Genomic DNA, 18,231 nt, shown 5'->3' with positions numbered 1-18,231 from the left:
AGACAGACTTACCCCTTAATCGTATACACTACCCGGCCTGGTGTGCCCGGATATAATCTTAACACATATCCGTACCTAATGACCAGGAAATTTTCGTGATTCGACGTGGTAAGCTGATTGGGAGCCGGGATTTCTGGTGAAGTCCGCTCCCGCGTCCCCGCCCCATAGCGGCGCTACACACGCACGTCTGCATCCCTTTCCGTAGCGCCGCTAACTTTTGCCCTCTCTCCGACCTTATGTAGCCATGAATCCATCCGAACAATTCTTTGCCGCTATCCGCAACGGCGATGTAGCCGAAGTCAAGGATATGCTCGCCCGCCAGCCCGAGCTGCAGCACGCCCGCGACCAACGCGGTTCCACTCCGCTGGTGCTGGCCACCTACCTGGAGAACCTGGACACTACCCGTGCACTGGTGGAAGCCGGTGCCGATCCGGATACTAAAGACGGTACCGGCAATACTCCCCTGATGGGCGTTTGCTTCAAGGGTAATCTGGCGATCGCACGCTACCTGCTGGAACGGGGAGCAAACCCTTCCGTCCGGAATGCCACGGGGGGGACCGCACTGACGTTTGCCGCCATGTTCAATCGCCCCGAACTGGTCGAATTGCTGCTCGAACACGGCGCCGATCCGGGAGTGCGCGATCAGCGGGGACTTTCGGCGGCCGATTACGCCCGCGAGCAGGGACTCGAAGATCTTACCGCCCGCCTGGAAACCGCGCGGAATTAGTCGTTGACGATCTTGACGCCGAACGACACTTGGTTGGCCCGTAGTCCATTGTCGCGCCGGTAGGCACTCAGGTTTAGGTCCAGGCTCTTGAAGCCCCAGCCCAGCAAACGCCACCGGGTCAGGATGTCGGTGTACGAAAGCCCCAGGCTATACTGGTTTGCCACGAATTGCGCGAGGTCGTAGTCGGAGGTATAGTGGAGGTCGGTCGAAAGGTGCAGGTTGAAGGGAGCGAAGTAGTCGGCCGCCGACTGCCGGTAGTACCGGTAGGCCGGTCGCAGGGTAAACTGGCCACTGATCTTCACCGGCACTTCCAGGTTCAGCGTGTGGGAGGTCACCCCCCAGTCGTCGGTGTAAAAGCGGTAGAACGTTCTGACGACGATCCGCTCGTTTACGTAGGCGTGCAGGCGTCCGCCCAGGGCCAATTTATTGCGGTCGTGGGGCAAACGCTCGATGTCGTCGGCCAGGGGGAAGTTGCCCGTGAACCGATCCTCGCGGTCGGCGAAGTAGACCCGCTGAAAGGGGGTGGAGAGTAATCCTGACTGGCGGACCAGATCCAGGGACAGCATTCCCTGCAGATTACGGGAAAGGATCTGGGAGACGTTCAGCCCTACGTTATAACTGTCGCGATTGCTGCGGTCGAGGAGGTCGGAACCGTCCCGGAGCTCGACGGGATAGATCAGCGTCCAGTTGTCCAGGTAGGCATTGACCCGCAGGCCCACTTCCGTATTCTTTTCGTTGAATAGTCGGGTGATGCCGCCCCCGAAGCCGAAGGAGCGGTAGTCATATTCATTGGAGCCCGAGACGTTCACGGTCCACACCGTATTGCGGTCGTCCGAGCTGTGGGCGTAGCTCAGCACCCCGTTGATCCACACGTCTTCCCGGGAGGCCCCCGTAGAGGCCTGGAAAGGGTCGGCGACGCCCCCGTTGCCGTCGAAGGGGTTTACGTTGCTGGAGGAGGCGGAGGTGTAGGCCGATACGCCGACGTTGGCGGTGAGTACGTCGTCGTCGTTGAGGGGTACGGCCAGGATCACGGTGGGGTGGACGTCGGTCAGTTCCTCCGTTCCTCTCCCCCCAGTCACGGCGGCGTTACTGCCTTCCTGCCGGTAGTAGCTTCCCAGAATCTGCAATTCGGCACCTTCCAGTACCCGTTTCTTGTAAACGCTATTTTCCGGCGTAACCGTTTGGGCGGGAACGCAGGAGCCCAGTAGAAGCCCGAATAGCAACATTTGCCGGCGGAGCCCTCCGACGAAGATTCGCTTAATTGCAGCCACAGCCCCCGCCGGTTTTACCGCCGTTCGCGCCGGAAGCCGCCTCCCGGTAGCTCTGGAAATCGGCCTGTTGTACTTCGGTGGACGTGGGGTTCAGGACCATATCCGGATCGCTCAGACGCACCATCTCGAAGCCCCTCACCGTCGTACAGGAAGCAAGAACGATACCCAGCATAACCACGGAGATCGAGGCCCTAATGATCGCTACGGGGCTTTTCCAGCGTGATTCCATCGGTAGTGTGGACTTGGTTTTCCCGGTCGACGATAACGAGTTCGACTCCGGGGAGTTGGTTGATGAAGTGAAGGCCTACGTCGACCCCCATAACGAAGACGGCCGTTGCCAGAGCATCGGCCAGTTCCGCCCGCGGGGCGAGTACGGTCGCACTCACGATGCCCGTGCCCGGATAACCCGTGCGGGGGTCGATGATGTGGGCGTAGCGGACGCCGTCGAAGGTAGCGAATTTCTCGTAGCTGCCCGAAGTGACTACCGCGCCGTCGACGACCGGCAGCCAGGCAAAGGCCCGTGCCCGGTTCAGGGGATTCGTGATGGCTACCCGCCAGTCCTGGCCGTCCGGTTGCCGCCCCCAGGCCGTCAGATCACCCGAAGCGTTGATGATGCCGGCCGTAACCCCGGCGGCTTCCAACAGGGCGCGCGCCCGGTCCGCCGCGTAGCCCTTTCCGATGGCCCCGAAACCGATCTTCATTCCGCGTTCCGGAAGAAAGACACTGGCGGCGGCCGAATCGAGCCGTAGGCGCCGGTAGCCTACGCGTGCCACCGAGGCTTGCACGGCCGCACTGTCCGGTAAACTGGTCATCGAGCCATCGAATTGCCAAAGTGAGTCGACCGAGGCGTAGCTGATGTCGAAGGCTCCGTCGGTCAGTCGGGAAATGGCGTTAGCCCGTTCGATCAAATCGAAAAGTTCGTGATCAACCACCACCGGGCCCTTTCCGGCCGCTTGGTTCACGGTACTGGTCTGTGAGGCGGGGTCCCAACTGGAGATCAGCCGTTCGATGCGGCGGACCTCGCCGACGGCCAGGTCGAGATAGCGCTCCCCCGCCGGTGCATCGTCCGCGACGACGGTGAAGTCGAAACGGCACCCCATCAGTCGTTCTACCCGGTGATAGGCCCGGGTCTGGGCATTAGCAGCGTACGAAAAAATTGCAACTAGTATGATCCACCAGGGCATCAGTGGACCATTTGGCGCAGTGCGGCGAGATACTCCGCGGGCGCGACTTTTTGGTAGCCGGTCCGTCCACGCACCTCTCCCGCCGGGGTCAGTACCATGACGAGTGGAAAGCTGCCCCCCGGATTGTAGCGCTCGGCCAGTGAGGCATTGCGGTCGGCCAGGGCGGTGGATAGTTGGTTGGCGCGCTTGCGGGGAAAGTCGGCGCGGTAGAACACGAAGTCTGCATCGGCCTCGGTCTGGAAGGTCGCATCCTGCCATATCTCCCGCTCGAGTTTGATGCAGGGCGCGCACCAGTCGGAACCCGAAAAGACGAGTACCAGATGTTTGCCTTTCTCCTCCGCGAGGCGTTGGGCGGCCGCGTAATCGGGCGACCAGAACTGGGCGGCGGCGTTTGCCAGGCAGGCGAGTACAATCAGAACGGTGAGCAAAATCTTCATACGACTGGAACGTGGCGTTTATCGTTTCGACGCACGGACTTAGGGAAGGCCGCGGACAAAGAGCGACCTTTTCCCCTTCCGGGCTGTTGATCCCATAAAATAACGGACGTCATGCCCTTTCTCGCATTCCCACAAATTCTCGGGGGAACCGGTCCGGTTGCCTACCTCGTGCTGGCCGGAATCATAGCCCTGGTGGTGGCCCTCATCGTGGTCTTTTACCGCCTGCTGCAACAGGAGCCCTGAAGCAAAGGCATCCTACTGATTCACCGGCTTCCGGGTTTCCCAGGGTCCGGAGGCCATTTCCGGCCGGGCGTTGAGCTGCAGGAAATGTTTGGTCATGGCTTGGGTGCGCCGGTGTTGCAGGGGCGGATCGGTGGTCAGGTCGGTGACGATCTCGACCAGCACCAGGTCCGGATCCGTCTGAAAGCGCAGATTGCGGGTCTTGAGGGTATGTCCGCTCGTATCACTCAGGGTATAGTCGTGTTCGTAGCCATACTCACCAGTTTCGGTTCGCCGGACCGTTAGTTGACGGTCGCCCTTTTCGTACACCCGGATGATGCTCACGGCGTCGCCTCCGCTGGTTTCTTCCTCGGATAGTTTACGCCATTCGTTCAGGTCGAAGCGCCCGAACCTGGGAAAATCCACTTCGTTTTCGCTTCGTTGTCCGGTGCCCTTGGCTTGTCCCCGTCGCTGCACCGCACCGCCGAACACCCAGCCCTGCTGACCGTCCGTCGTCCGTACCCGGAGCCAGGGTTCGGTGAAGGCGATACCGCGCAGCACGATGGTTTCCTCCTCCGCGGAAGCTTCCCCCGTGTAGGCCAGGGGCGTACCCTGACTGACCTGAACCAGGATCTGGGCGTCCCTTTCCGCCCTGGCCCTGATGAATAGTCCATCGACCCAGGCTTCCAGCGTATCGCCCGCGACGAGGGCTGGCGGAATGGGCTCGGTGGACACGATGAAGGGTTGATCGCCCACCGAAGCGGTGGCCTCTTCCGTGTCCGGACCTCCACAGGTAAGCAGGGTGAACGAGCAAAGGCAAGCCAGTAACAAGCGGACCATAGGCGTCGAAATACTTTAATTTGCCGCAAAGCTAAAGCGGGGAGGGGGAAGTCCGCGCGTATCCCCGTCGCGGAAGCTAAACCGTCGGCGGTGGGGGGCGGTTCCTAAGCCATGACGACCGAAGATTTTAAACGTATTGCCGACACGGTGCCCCGGCAACCGGGGGTATACCGCTTCATCGGCCCCGACGATACCATACTGTACGTAGGTAAGGCCAAGACCCTCCGCAATCGGGTCGCCAGCTACTTCGGCGACCGCAAAGACCGCCTGAACCGCACCCGGGTCATGGTCAAAAACGCCGCCCGCCTGGAATTTACCATCGTCGAGTCGGAAGCCGACGCACTGCTGCTCGAAAACGCGCTGATCAAGACCCATCAGCCCCGCTACAACATCAACCTGAAGGACGATAAGAACTACAGCTACATCTGCATTAAAAACGAGCGCTTTCCACGAGTTTTTATCACCCGGCAGGTATGGCGCGACGGCAGCTACTACTTCGGGCCCTACACCAGTAAGAACCGCCTGAAGATCATTCTCGACCTGGTCAAAACGCTCTTCCCCTTACGTACCTGCAACCTCAACCTATCGCCCGAGAACATCGCAGCGGGTAAGTTCAAGGTCTGCCTGGAATACCACATCAAGAACTGCGAAGGACCCTGTGTAGGGGAGGAATCGGAGGAGGACTATAACGAAAAGATCGAGCAGGTCAAAAATATCCTGAAGGGCAATTTCGCGGAGGTCAAGCGCCACTTCCAGGCGGAAATGGAGGAACTGGCGGAAAACCTGGAATTCGAACGCGCCCAGCAGATCGCCGACAAGCTGAAGGCCTTCGAAAGCTACCAGAGCAAGTCCACCATCGTATCGACCAGCATCCGCGACCTCGACGTGTTCGGACTGGCCATGGACGAAAAGGAAGCCTACCTGAACTACATCAAGATCGTCAACGGGGCGGTGATCCACACCCATACCCAGGAGATCGAAATGAACCTCGACGACGACGAGGAATCGCTGCTCAGCTACGCCATCCCCGAGCTCCGCGACCGCTTCAACAGCATCGCGCCCGAGATCATCCTCAACCACGATCTCGAACTAGGGGCCGTGGAGGCCAGCGTTACCGTTCCGAAGATCGGCGACAAGAAAAAGCTGCTGGACCTCAGCGAAAAGAACGCAAAGTACATGCTCCTACAGCGCAAGAAGCAACGCATCAGCAATGCCAACCGACAGACGCCCGCCGAACGCATTCTCCGGCAGTTGCAGTCGGACCTGCAGATGGACGAGCTGCCCATGCACATCGAATGTTTCGATAACTCCAATATTCAGGGAAGTAATCCGGCCAGTGCCTGCGTCGTATTCAAGAACGCCAAGCCGAGCAAGAAGGACTACCGCCACTACAACATCAAAACGGTTGTGGGACCCGACGATTTTGCCAGTATGCAGGAAGTAGTTCACCGGCGCTACCGCCGCCTGCTCGATGAAGGCGAACCACTGCCCCAGCTCGTGATCATCGACGGGGGCAAGGGTCAGTTGAGTCACGCCATGGAAAGCATCGACCTACTCGGGCTGCGGGGCAAGATGACCGTGGTCGGCATCGCGAAGCGACTGGAGGAGATCTACTTCCCGGACGATGCCGTGCCGCTCCACATTAATAAGAAAAGCGAGTCGCTGCGCCTCATCCAGCAGTGCCGCGACGAGGCTCACCGCTTCAGTCTCCGCCATCACCGCAATAAGCGCAGCATCGGCATGATGCAGACCGAACTGACCAACATTCCCGGGGTGGGGGAGAAGACCGTCCAGAAACTCATCGCCCATTTTGGAAGTACGAAGAAGGTCAAGAATGCGCTCGCCAGCGAGATCGCCGAAGTGACAAATCTGAGCACCGCCAAGAAGATCATGGACTACTTCCGCCGTCAGGAGGTGGCTGCGGGTGAGGTGCCGCGGGATCGGGGGTAGGGGGGAGTCTTTTAGTAGATTAGGGTTTTAGTCCTTTAGTAGTATGGTAGGATGGTAGGGTAGTAGTATGGTCGGATGGTCGGATGGTCAGATGGTAATGTGGTAGGGGGGATGACAGGTTGGGAAATGGGTCCGTGGGAGGAATCTTCTTTCATTTAAGAATCTTGGGTTGCGGCGTGCTGGACTTTAAGTGATATGGATGATTAGGTCGGCAACGTATGTTGTTGTAACATATAAAAGCCTATATTATCGACTAGTCACTCACGAATACCCACACTATGCGACCGTTAAATACCTTTGCCACCCTTGCCGGCTTGTGCCTCCTGGGGCTATTCTTACTGCCTACCGTACTTCAATCGCAGCTTCCGGCGGAGGATCCGCTGGCGGGCCTGCGCACGGTCATTCAGGAGCAGGAAGTCTTTTTGTTCTACGCCCAGGAAGGGCAAGACGATCAGACCCGGACGATCACCTACGGGGTGGACGGTAATGCGACCACGGTACTCCAGGACGATCAGCGAACCAGTCCGCCACCTTCCCTGGACGGGGGGACCGATATTGCCACGGGCTACCTGCTCGGGCAGGAGTACGGCGCCGGGGTAGTGTACAGCTACCGTTCGGACCAGGGTTCGGTGGGGCGGGCAACCATCTCCGTCGCGCTCGACCGGAAACTCGGCAGCGACGTCAGTGATTCCGGGCTGACGGGATTCAGTCAGCAGTTGGGTGAACTGTATACCGTCAATCTCAATAGAGTCCGGCCCCGTACCGAATTAACCATCGGCAAGTTTGGCCCTTCGGAAGCGGAAGGCCTCAGCGTAGTCTATACGGGGAGCGACCAACGGATACACGTCGAATACTTCGACATCGAGGCGGCAAGCGGGCAACTCAGTAGTGTTCTCCGGGATGCCTACCAGACGGAAATAGTGGATATGACCCCCTCGGGCAGCCTCGTTCAGATGGTCGACGCCACCGCCGCCGACGTCGATCTCGACGGCCGCGACGAGTTATTGCTCGTGTACTGGGACGACCAGGAAGCGGTGCTGGAAATCCTTGAGTTTTCGGATACGGGCGAGATACGGCAGCGATCACGTACGGTCGTGTTCGACAATACTTTCAACCACTGCATCAATGCCGCTGATAGCCCCTTCGATTTTCAGTACCTCAGCGTAAAAATCGAAGCGGGTGATTTCGTGCCGGAATTTCCCGGGGAGGAATTCGTTGTCGGCCTGATTTTTAACGCTCCGTGCTGTGAATCCGGCTCCAACGAAGGCCTTTACCTCCTGCCCCTGCGGGAAAAGGACGGTCAAGTCAACGTACCCAATTGGTGCGCCCGGAATGGTGAGCGCCACTATTACGGCAACTCCGGAGCCCGGGACCGGGACGACGCCAACCCCCTGGATCTGGCGGCGGGCGACCTGGACGGCGACCTGGACGACGAGCTGGTGATGGCGAGCATCAGTGTCCGAATCTTTAATCTGGAAAAAGGAGGAGTGAGCGATCCGGAGGGACTTACGATCCGGCAAACGACCAGCTTTAGTCCTACGAGCAACTGGGATACCCGGGGGCAGGTGCTGGACAACTTTCTGGCGGTCGGCAATCTGGATCAACTCCGCGGGGGCGGCGACAGTGACTTCCGCGCCGACATCGTGGTGGCCGGCCAACGGGAGATAGACGACGATTTCGGGAGCCTGGACCGACAGGAACTCGAGCTCCAGGTGTACCGCCTCGCGAGCGATGCCAATTTGCAGTCGCCGCCCCGGCGCGACGTCAGGCTGGAAAATCTGTTCCCCCTCTCCGGAAATCTGCCGATCCGGCGATTCGGTCTGGCGGTGGGAGATGCCGATGGCGGTAGTATTCAGTTGGGGACCCCTACCCGTACCCGGGTGAGCAAGGTGCTCAATCCTCTCGTCCTGTTGAATGCCCCACCCACTCATTTCGACGTCTTCGGGTCCACGGTTTACGACGTCAGCAACCTGTACGGAAGCGATGCGCCGCCCCCGAATATCAATCACTTCAACGCCGAGTACGTCGAACTGACCGACGACCAACAGGGTTTTGAAACCCAGTTTACCTCCGACTACGCACTGGCCGTTAACGCGGAGGCCGGCCTCTCCCTGGGGGGCTTCAGTATGGGCGCCAACTTTTCGCGGAAGTACGGAGAGCGATTCTCAAAGGTGGAAAGCGCGGCTACCACCGTAACCCTGAAAGAACGTCGGACGGCCTTGCTGGACGATGAGTTATCGGCCTACCTCATCGATTTTGATGTATACGAATACCCGATCGTAGAGGCGGGCAATTCGGGATCGGCCCTCACTCACGTCGTGGTGACCGTGCCGGGTACCCCGCAAAAATCTTTCGTTGGTGCACGTAGCCAAACCATTGATTACGTGGTCGATCACCGCCACGGAAACGTATTTTCCTATCCGGCGGCCATTGCCGAAATGACGCCCGTGCGGGGGCAGGTCTACAGCTTCTCCGGGCAGGAGGTCAGCAAGACTTCGGGGTTCGAATCGAACTTCGCCATCGCCCGTGAAGAAGCGGTAGGGGAAGGCGTCGAGGAAGAGGTGACAACCTCCACGACGGTAGGCGGCAGCATCGGCGGCACCTTCAAGGGCTTCGGACTCAAAGTTTCCACGGAGTCCACCTACGGCAGCTCGGAACTTGAAAACCGCACATCCTCCTACCGCAAGGACGTTACTATGGAGGGCTTCTTCGGACAGGGCGAGCAGAGTACGATTCCGGGAGATTACCCCTACACGGTAATTCCGACTACCTACTGGGACGGTAACGGTTCGCTGGTGCTGGACTACGCCGTTCAGCTCAAAAACGTCGGATTCTGGAATGCCTTCTACGCCGGCTACGACCCCGCTTTCCTGGTCCTCGAACCCCACAAACCGGAAAAGGGACTGGAAAATCCGGATGGGTACAACGAGGCGGATCGCTACCGCAGCCGCGACATCCGGTTCGTGAATATTCCGAGCGCGGGCGAATCCACTACGGTCAAAACCCGGATTTACAATTACGGCTTTTCCGAGGTCGCCTTCAACCCCGGCTTGGAGGTTTGCCTGTATTACCTGGATCCGGAGTCCATGACCAGTTTACAGCCCATTTCCTGTCAGACCGTAACCCAGACCCTCAACGGCCGTCTGGACGGCCGGGACGTGATCGAACTGTCCTTCGACTGGGACATTCCCGAGGACCTGGGCGCCCAGGCGCAGGTGGTGGCTATTATCGATCCCGCTGATGAATACCCCGACGAGGTGCACGACTATCCCGAGGGCAATGGAATATCCAACAACGTGGCCTGGACCTGCATCTTCCTGCCCGACTGTACGCTGCCACCCTCCCAGGACGTGTATTTCGGGGGGAATTCCACCGCCCTGCGTGGCCACACCGTGCTTCCGGACGGACTACTCGTCGGTCCGAACCCCATGGGGACCCACGGATGGATTCAGATACCAGAGGCCCTGGCCGGTGACGTGGAGGCGCGTCTTTACGACCCCCTGGGTCGCCAGGTCCGGCAGTGGGATTTCGAGAATCTTTCCGCCACCGATCGCACCTTGCTCACTCTGGGCACTCTACCTACCGCCAGTTACACCCTGGTGGTCAACAACCGGACGACTACGGCCAGGACGATCGTAGTGGTTCGCTGACTACGGTAGCCGGCAGGTCATTGCGGGCGGGGACGCAGGAGCAAGTGTATACGGGTCAAGCGGACTCGTCGGAATCATCCTTTGCGGCCTCGGTGACTTTCCAGCGGGGCTTGGGGGCTTCGCCTTCCCGGGGAACGGGCCAGCCCTCGCGCTGCTGGCTACGGTCGCCGTCCACCGCTTCGGTTTGGTCGTGCAGCAGGTTTACGTGGGTTTCGTAGGGCATATCGATTTTAGCTTCGTCGAGCGCAAGCTTGATGGCGGTTAGGACGCGGTCGTGCACCTGAACGACATTGGCGCGCTGGCTGTCCGTCCACCAACGCACCCTGATCGCTACCCAACTCGCGGCAAGGTCCCAGGTGAGTACATCGATGTTCTTTTCGCGATCAACGCCGTCCACCTTCCTGACGGCTTTCCGGATTACGTCGGTGGCCTGGTGGATGTCGTCGCCGTATCCGACGCCCACATCGTACTCCGAGCGGATAAGCTTGTTGGCCGTTTTGACGCGCACGGCGTTCGTGTACACGTCGCTATTGGGGACGATGGCGCGTTCGTTGTTGTACAGATTGATAATGGTGGCCCGCGTTTCGATGCGTTCCACGGTGCCTTCGTAGCCGTTTACTACGATCTGGTCGCCGATGTTGAAGGGCTGCCGCAGCAGGATCAGCAATCCGGCGAGCCAGTTCTGCAGAATGTCCTTGAAGGCGAAGCCGATGGCTACGGAACTGACGCCCAGACCCGCGATAAGGTCGCCGGGGTTTAGGGTCGGGACCACGATGGTCGCCGCGATGAGGAAGCCGAAGAGATAGATTACCCACTTGATGAACCCGCCGGCAACCCGGCCGAGGTTCTCCCGATTCTTGTCCGCCGTTCGTCGCTCGAACGCGCGGGCGACGAAACGGGCCACGAAGATGAAAATGAACAGTACGACGATGCCGACCAGAATATTGGGGACGAGCCGGATGAGTCCATCCACCCAGCTGTCGATTTTTTCAAGGATAGCTCCGGGATTTACATCGATCTGTTCGGGTACGTCATTGGCGGTCGTGTCCTGGGGTTGCGGCAGCATGGGGGGGAATTTGTGGTTCGGAAGATAAAGGATGCCCGGGGGGGATATGTTCCATTTCGGTAACCTGACTGCGCTAGGTTCGCTAAGCCAGATAAAACGTTCGGCATACTGCCGTCAACAATCCCTATCTTGATACACCGCTGCCCGGCGATGAACGACGGAGCGACCATAACCAACCCAATCACTATGCAACACCTACCCACTACCCTCCTATTCTTTATATGTTCCCTCCTCCTCGCCACCGTGCCTGTAGCGGCGCAAATACCCGCCTCCGGCACCGCCCTGCTGAGTGGCCAGCAGGAAGTACTGCCCGTGGCGACGGCCGCCACCGGTTCCGTCCGGGTAGAGTTCGCCGCCGTTGGTTCCGAAGATCTGCGCGTCACGGTTTCCGGCTCCTTTGAAAATCTGAGTTCACCGGTAGCCACCGAGGTGAATGGCGGTGCCCACCTGCACATCGGGTACCCCGGTCGGAACGGGGGCGTCGTAATTCCCCTGTCCCTCTCGCTGGCGGAGGATTCGCTGAGCGCGACGCTCACGGCTGAATCGAACGTCTACACCGTCGCGCTGGAGGATCTTGCCGGACTCGATCCGGGCGAACTGTACGTCAACGTGCATTCCCAAAACTACCCCGGCGGGGAGTTGCGGGGAGCGGTGCTCCGGGACGAGTACACCCACTACTTCACCAATTTGCTGGGAAGCAACGAAGTTCCTTCCGTTATGTCGGAGGCCGCCGGCGCTTTGCTCTTTCAGGTGGACGAGGAGGAGAACGAGATGATCGTAACCGGCTCCTTTAACGACCTCAGCGATACCCTGGCGACCAGCATTAGCGGCGGGGTGCACCTTCACTTCGGACTCCCCGGACAGAACGGTCCGGTACGGATTTCCCTGACGCCCACCCTGGACGAAGATCGACGGAGCGGGACCTTCCGCGCGAGCGACAACACGATTGAGATCACCGAAGAGCAGATGGAGGCGCTCCGCGACGGTCGGGTGTACGCCAATGTGCACAGCGGTGCCTATCCGGGAGGCGAACTCCGGGGACAGGTACTGCCGCCGGCCGACGCGATCCTGCGTGGGCACCTCGCGGGAGCCAACGAGTGGCCTGTGGTCACGAGTACCGGCTCCGGACAGGTGCTGGCCCACCTGAGCGGTACCACCCTCCGCGTGGTAGGTAGTTTCGCGGAAATTACCAGCCCCGTGGCTACCACCATCGGCGGGGGAGCTCACTTACACCCCGGGATGGCCGGAATGAACGGCCCCGTGGCCTTTCCGTTGACGTTGGCCCTCAACGAGGATTCCCTGGGCGGGGTATTCTCCCTGGTCGACAATGAATACGAGCTGTCGGAAGCCCAGCGCACCCAACTCCTGGACCGGGGCATGTACCTCAACATACACACCGAAGCTCACCGTTCCGGGGAGCTTCGGGGGCAAATGCTCCCCGAAAGTCAGGCCGTCTTCACGGCGTTCCTGAACGGTAATCAGGAGGTACCCGCCGTCTCCACCACCGGTCGCGGACTGGTGAAGGTGGAAAAAATGGGAAGCCGGATGACGGTGACCGGCAGCTTCACGGAACTGATGAGCGACCTTAACCGGGCCATCGCCAACGGTGCCCATCTGCACGCCGGGTATCCGGGACAAAACGGACCGGTAATCTACCGACTGGCCGCCGACGTAGCGGAGGGTGACGGGCCGGCGGGGGTCTTTATGCCCGCCCATAACACTTTCACCCTCTCCGGTGGCCGCGCGGACACACTGAACGATCGCTTCTTCTACGCGAACATCCACTCCCTCGATCACCCGGGAGGTGAGATCCGCGGCAACCTTCTGGCGGAAGCGGAGAGCTACTTCCTGGCTCCCCTGTCCGGAGCGAGCGAGCCGGTAGGCGTACCGACCGATGCCCACGGGCTGGTGGCGGCCGAGGTGACCGACTCGACCGTGATCCTGGTGGGCAGTTTTGCCGACCTCGACAGCGACTTCGCCGCCGACGTGGCCGGCGGCATGCACCTGCACCAGGCGATTGCGGGAAGTAACGGGGGGATCTTAACGGCGATCAACACCGAGATTGAAGACGACAACCGGAGCGGAGAGATCCTGGCGGACAGCAACCGGCTATCCCTCACCACCGCCGGTCTGGAGGCCATGCTCGACCGCCGCATATACGCCAACGTTCATACGGCCGCCTACCGGGGCGGAGCGATTCGCGGGCAGCTCCTCCCACTGGCCGGAAGTTACTTCCACACCACCTTCTCCGGCGTTAACGAGCCGGGCTACGTAGAAACGAGCGCCCGCGGCGGACTGAAGCTGGAATTGATCGATAGTACGCTCAGGATTTCCGGCAGCGTCACGATGCTGGAGGGGGACTTCGATGCTTCCGTGGCCGGCGGGGCACACCTCCACCTGGCACCCGCCGGGGAGAACGGACCCATTGAAATGGGACTGAACGCCGATCCCGCGGACGACCTGAAGTCGGCAACCTTCGTGGTCGATAGCAACACCTTCGTCCTTACGACCGAACAGCTTGATGATCTTCGCGCCGGCCTGCTCTACGCGAACGTGCATACGACGATGGTTCGCAGCGGGGAGGCCCGCGGCCAGCTGCTGGTGGAACCGAACTTCGCTCCGGCCGCCTCGGACATATTGTCTCCGGCCGAAGCCGATAGCCTGGACATTTCCGGCGATACGAATCAGACCTTCGAAGCCACCTTCACTTCCGCGATGGACGCGGATGGCGACACCGTCGTGTACATTTGGCAGTTAGCCACGGACGAGGCATTTACCAACTTGGTTTACGCCGCGAACACGGGGCGGGACACTTCCTTCTCCGCGAGCTACGGGGCGCTGGACACGCTCCTGGCTCAAGCGGGCGTCGAGAACGACTCGGCCACGACGCTCTACCACCGCGTACTCACGAGCGACGGCAGCAACCACCGGCCCGGCGCGGCGGCTACCATCATCCTGACCCGCGACGGGATCGTCGGAACGCGCGATTACCGCCCGGCGGGATTCGCGGCCAGCGCCTTCCCCAATCCGGTGACGGTGGGAGAAGCCATAAACTACGAAGTGACGACCCGTCAGGCCTTCCGGGGTACGGTGCAAGTGCATAATCAACTCGGACAGCTACGCACGCAGCTGGCGGTCGAATCGACTCCCGGGGGGCAGCGCTATCGCGTGGCGACCGACGGGTATCCGGCCGGAACCTACTTCCTTACCCTGCGGGATACTGGTGGTCACCTCATCGACGTATTGCGGGTGATCGTCCGCTGACGAATATTTGATCGCGTACTGACATTTTGGCAACCCAAACGGCAATACCGCGCGTTTGGGCTTGCCAACTTGCCCGGCTCCCGCGGCCCCGCCCCCCTGGCACGGTGGTTGCACAATACGGGCCGACAACCATGTCAGTAACATCTATTAATAAATATTCGTATGAGCAAGATTATCGGAATTGACTTAGGTACGACCAACTCATGCGTGGCGGTAATGGAGGGCAACGAGCCCACCGTGATCTATAACGACGAAGGGCGCAACACCACTCCCTCCATCGTGGCTTTTCTGGATGCCGGAGAACGCAAGATCGGTGAGCCGGCGAAGCGCCAGGCCATTACCAACCCCACGCGGACGGTCGCATCCATTAAGCGGTACATGGGACAGCGCTTCGATGAAGTGAAGTCGGAAGTGGACCGCAGCGCCTATAAAGTAGTGAAGGGCGACAACGGACTGGCCCAGGTAGAGATCGACGGACGTAAATACACGCCCCAGGAGATCAGCGCCATGGTGCTGCAAAAAATGAAGAAGATCGCCGAGGACTTCCTCGGACAGGAAGTGACGGAAGCCGTCGTGACGGTACCCGCCTACTTCAACGACTCCCAGCGTCAGGCCACCAAGGAGGCCGGTGAAGTCGCCGGACTTAACGTGCGACGGATCATCAACGAGCCCACGGCTGCGGCCCTGGCCTACGGACTGGACAAGCGGAGTAAGGACATGACCATCGCGGTATACGACCTCGGTGGCGGTACTTTCGACATCTCGATCCTGGATCTGGGAGAGGGCGTGTTTGAGGTGAAATCCACCAACGGTGACACCCACCTCGGTGGTGACGACTTCGACCGGGTACTGATCGACTTCCTCGCCGACGAGTTCAAGAAGCAGGAGAATATGGACCTGAAGAAGGATCCCATGGCCCTGCAGCGCCTCAAGGAAGCCGCCGAGAAGGCTAAGATCGAGCTGTCCAGCACGACCGAGACCGAAGTGAACCTGCCGTATATCACCGCCGTCGACGGCGTACCCAAGCACCTGGTCGTCAAGATCAGCCGCGCTAAGTTCGAGCAGCTCGCCGACGAGCTGGTCCAGCGTACGCTCAAGCCCTGTGAGAAGGCCATGAACGATGCCGGCATCAGCAAGGACGAGATCGACGAGGTAATTCTCGTAGGTGGTTCCACCCGTATCCCTGCCATTCAGGAGGCCGTCGAGAAGTTCTTCGGCAAGAAGGCCAACAAGAGTGTAAACCCCGATGAAGTGGTTGCCGTAGGCGCCGCCATCCAGGGAGGTGTACTGAGCGGTGACGTTCAGGACGTACTGCTCCTCGACGTAACGCCCCTGAGCCTCGGTATCGAGACCATGGGCGGCGTATTCGACACCGTGATCGAGTCCAACAGCACGATCCCCGTGAAGAAATCCAAGGTGTACTCCACCGCCAGCGACAACCAGCCCAGCGTGGAAATTCACGTCCTGCAGGGTGCCCGTCAGATGGCCAAGGATAACCGCCCCATCGGTCGCTTCGTACTGAGCGACATTCCCCCCGCCCCCCGCGGCGTACCCCAGATCGAGGTGACCTTCGATATGGACGCCAACGGTATCCTCAGCGTAACCGCCAAGGATAAGGGCACCGGTAAGGAACAGTCGATCAAGATTGAAGCCGGTACCGGACTTAACAAGGAGGACATCGAGCGCATGAAGGCCGAAGCCGCCGCCAACGAGGAAGCCGACAAGGCCGCCCGCGAGCGCGTGGAGAAGCTGAACGGTGCCGACCAGCTGGTCTTCCAGACCGAGAAGCAACTCAAGGAGTTTGGCGAAAAGATTCCCGCCGAGAAGAAGACGGCGATCGAAACGAGCCTGAACGACCTGCGGGAAGCCCACAAAGCGGAAGACATCGCGAAGATCGATGCCGCCACGGAATCGCTCACGGCCGCCTGGAACGCCGCCAGCCAGGATATGTACCAGGCACAGCAGGACGGTAATCCTACCGCCGACGCCGGAGCCGGAGCCGAAGGCAACGCCCAGGGAGATGCCGGTGCTAAGGGCGCCGACGATGTCCAGGACGTCGAATTCGAGGAAGTGGAAGGGAAGTAAGCCCCGAAGTTTCCGTTAGCCGAAACATTTAAGCCCCCCGATTCACGGATCGGGGGGCTTTTGTTTTTCCGGGAGTGCATTTAATCCAAATCAAATACGGTAAAACGAAAGATTTACCCACCAATTGCTATTTTAGCCCCTCACTCACCGACGTTCATGCACACCAACACCAACCTGCGCCTCGAAGACCTACGGGGCAAAATGGACAATTTCTGGGACCATTCTGGAAAGAAGATTACCTCCATAGAGAATAACTACGACGACCGGCAGGGCACCCCCGTATTTACGGCCGCCGGACGGTACACGACCCGGGGTTGGACGGAGTGGACTCAGGGATTTCAGTACGGATCGGCGATCCTGCAGTTCGACGCCACGGGCGACGTGCGGTTTCTGGACTACGGACGGGCGGGTACGGTCGACCGCATGGCCAGCCACGTGAGCCACTTCGGCGTTCACGATCACGGATTCAATAATGTAAGTACCTACGGCAATCTGCTGCGACTGATGCGACAGGGCAAACTTCCCCGCAACGACTGGGAGAAGCACTTCTACGAAATGGCCCTCAAACTCAGCGGCGCGGTGCAGGCCCGCCGGTGGACGGACACCGCGGACGGGGGTGGGTACCTCTATTCCTTCAACGGGCCGCATTCCCTCTTCGTGGATACCATCCGCACGGTGCGGGCCCTGGTCGTCAGCCACGAACTGGGTCACGAGCTTATGAGCGACAACGACCGCACTACGAGCTTGCTCGAGCGCGCTGTCCAACACGGTCTGGCAACGGCCCGCTATGCCGTGTATTACGGAGAGGGCCGCGACAGTTACGACGAATGGGGACGTACCGCCCACGAGAGCATCTTCAACACCAACGACGGCAATTTCCGCTGCCCGAACGCCCAGCAAGGCTTCTCGGGCTTCACGACCTGGACCCGCGGCCTCGCCTGGGCCATGCTCGGTTTTCCGGAGCAGCTGGAGTATTTGTCCGGACTCGACGACACGGCGCTGGAACCCTTCGGAGGTTTTGCCGAGGTCGAAGCGGTGTACCTGCGCGCCGCCCGGGCCACCTGCGACTTCTACCTCGCCCATACCGCCGAGGACGGTATTCCGTACTGGGACACCGGTGCTCCCAAACTGCACCGCCTGGGCGACTATACCGCGAAGCCCGCGGACCCCTACAACGCCTTCGAGCCGGTGGACAGTTCCGCCGCCGCGATCGGTGCTCAAGGCTTACTCCGACTGGGCCGCTACCTGGAATCGCGGGATCCGGAAGCCGGTAAAACCTACTTTCAGGCGGGCTTAACCGTGCTGAATACTTTACTGGACGAGCCTTACCTCAGTACCGACGATGATCATCAGGGGCTGATCCTGCACTCCATTTACCACCGCCCGAACGGATGGGATTACGTGCCCGACGGCGCGAAGATCCCCTACGGCGAGTCGAGTATGTGGGGAGATTACCACGCCCGGGAAGCCGTGCTGTACGCCGGTAAGTTGCTGGAAGGCCGGGATTACCACTTTTTCGATTGCGTACGTTAACCGCC

General features: G+C 60.1%; 13 protein-coding genes. 7 read left to right on the top strand and 6 right to left on the bottom strand.

Going from position 1 to position 18,231, the window contains the following annotated elements:
* Window positions 1-244: 244 nt before the first annotated feature.
* Entirely contained in the window at window positions 245-727 is a 483-nt protein-coding gene (locus NMA52_RS16900; RefSeq protein WP_254828885.1) for an ankyrin repeat domain-containing protein, read from the top strand.
* On the opposite strand, the gene NMA52_RS16895 is transcribed toward NMA52_RS16900, so the two are convergent.
* Genes NMA52_RS16895 through NMA52_RS16880 form a run of 4 tightly spaced genes read right to left on the bottom strand, consistent with a single transcriptional unit; the run spans window position 724 to window position 3,619 of the window.
* On the bottom strand, window positions 724-1,998 hold the full coding sequence (locus tag NMA52_RS16895) for a DUF3570 domain-containing protein (protein ID WP_254828884.1): 1,275 nt from the start codon (window positions 1,996-1,998) through the stop codon (window positions 724-726). The two genes, NMA52_RS16900 and NMA52_RS16895, sit on opposite strands and share 4 nt — an antisense overlap.
* Window positions 1,985-2,170 (bottom strand): DUF4266 domain-containing protein, encoded by a 186-nt coding sequence (locus tag NMA52_RS16890; protein WP_254828883.1) that lies wholly within the window; start codon window positions 2,168-2,170, stop codon window positions 1,985-1,987. Before NMA52_RS16890 ends, NMA52_RS16895 begins: the two co-directional genes overlap by 14 nt.
* A 19-nt stretch (window positions 2,171-2,189) precedes the next feature.
* On the bottom strand, window positions 2,190-3,182 hold the full coding sequence (locus NMA52_RS16885) for an FAD:protein FMN transferase (RefSeq protein WP_254828882.1): 993 nt from the start codon (window positions 3,180-3,182) through the stop codon (window positions 2,190-2,192).
* Window positions 3,182-3,619 (bottom strand): thioredoxin family protein, encoded by a 438-nt coding sequence (locus NMA52_RS16880; RefSeq protein ID WP_254828881.1) that lies wholly within the window; start codon window positions 3,617-3,619, stop codon window positions 3,182-3,184. The genes NMA52_RS16885 and NMA52_RS16880 overlap by 1 nt, the downstream gene beginning before the upstream one ends.
* A gap of 111 nt (window positions 3,620-3,730) precedes the next feature.
* Between NMA52_RS16880 and NMA52_RS18915 the strand changes: the two genes are divergently transcribed.
* Complete coding sequence (locus tag NMA52_RS18915; protein ID WP_256534348.1) at window positions 3,731-3,862, top strand: hypothetical protein; 132 nt, start codon at window positions 3,731-3,733, stop codon at window positions 3,860-3,862.
* A gap of 12 nt (window positions 3,863-3,874) precedes the next feature.
* Here the strand turns inward: NMA52_RS18915 and NMA52_RS16875 are convergent, their stop codons facing one another.
* Window positions 3,875-4,678: an SH3 domain-containing protein gene (locus NMA52_RS16875; RefSeq protein ID WP_254828880.1), complete on the bottom strand. Its 804-nt coding sequence runs from the start codon at window positions 4,676-4,678 to the stop codon at window positions 3,875-3,877.
* Between the two features lie 111 nt (window positions 4,679-4,789).
* Between NMA52_RS16875 and uvrC the strand changes: the two genes are divergently transcribed.
* Window positions 4,790-6,628 (top strand): excinuclease ABC subunit UvrC, encoded by a 1,839-nt coding sequence (gene uvrC / locus NMA52_RS16870; protein ID WP_254828879.1) that lies wholly within the window; start codon window positions 4,790-4,792, stop codon window positions 6,626-6,628.
* Between the two features lie 278 nt (window positions 6,629-6,906).
* Window positions 6,907-10,278: a hypothetical protein gene (locus tag NMA52_RS16865; RefSeq protein WP_254828878.1), complete on the top strand. Its 3,372-nt coding sequence runs from the start codon at window positions 6,907-6,909 to the stop codon at window positions 10,276-10,278.
* A 55-nt stretch (window positions 10,279-10,333) separates the two neighbouring features.
* Here the strand turns inward: NMA52_RS16865 and NMA52_RS16860 are convergent, their stop codons facing one another.
* On the bottom strand, window positions 10,334-11,344 hold the full coding sequence (locus tag NMA52_RS16860; RefSeq protein WP_254828877.1) for a mechanosensitive ion channel family protein: 1,011 nt from the start codon (window positions 11,342-11,344) through the stop codon (window positions 10,334-10,336).
* 186 nt (window positions 11,345-11,530) lie between these two features.
* Between NMA52_RS16860 and NMA52_RS16855 the strand changes: the two genes are divergently transcribed.
* The 3 genes from NMA52_RS16855 to NMA52_RS16845 all read left to right on the top strand — a co-directional run bounded on the left by NMA52_RS16855 (window position 11,531) and on the right by NMA52_RS16845 (window position 18,226).
* The gene (locus NMA52_RS16855) at window positions 11,531-14,608 is read left to right on the top strand and encodes a CHRD domain-containing protein (RefSeq protein ID WP_254828876.1); all 3,078 of its coding nucleotides are present in this window, start codon (window positions 11,531-11,533) and stop codon (window positions 14,606-14,608) included.
* A 162-nt stretch (window positions 14,609-14,770) separates the two neighbouring features.
* Window positions 14,771-16,693 carry a molecular chaperone DnaK gene (gene dnaK, locus NMA52_RS16850; RefSeq protein WP_254828875.1) on the top strand — a complete coding sequence of 641 codons (1,923 nt, stop codon included), beginning with the start codon at window positions 14,771-14,773 and terminating at the stop codon, window positions 16,691-16,693.
* Between the two features lie 156 nt (window positions 16,694-16,849).
* Window positions 16,850-18,226, top strand: coding sequence for a glycosyl hydrolase (locus tag NMA52_RS16845; RefSeq protein WP_254828874.1), 1,377 nt, complete (start codon window positions 16,850-16,852; stop codon window positions 18,224-18,226).
* The last annotated feature ends 5 nt before the right edge of the window (window positions 18,227-18,231 follow it).

This window comes from Lewinella sp. JB7 (assembly GCF_024297185.1).
In the GTDB taxonomy this organism is placed as follows: Bacteria; Bacteroidota; Bacteroidia; order Chitinophagales; family Saprospiraceae; genus Neolewinella.
This window is presented reverse-complemented; position numbering and strand designations above follow the sequence as displayed.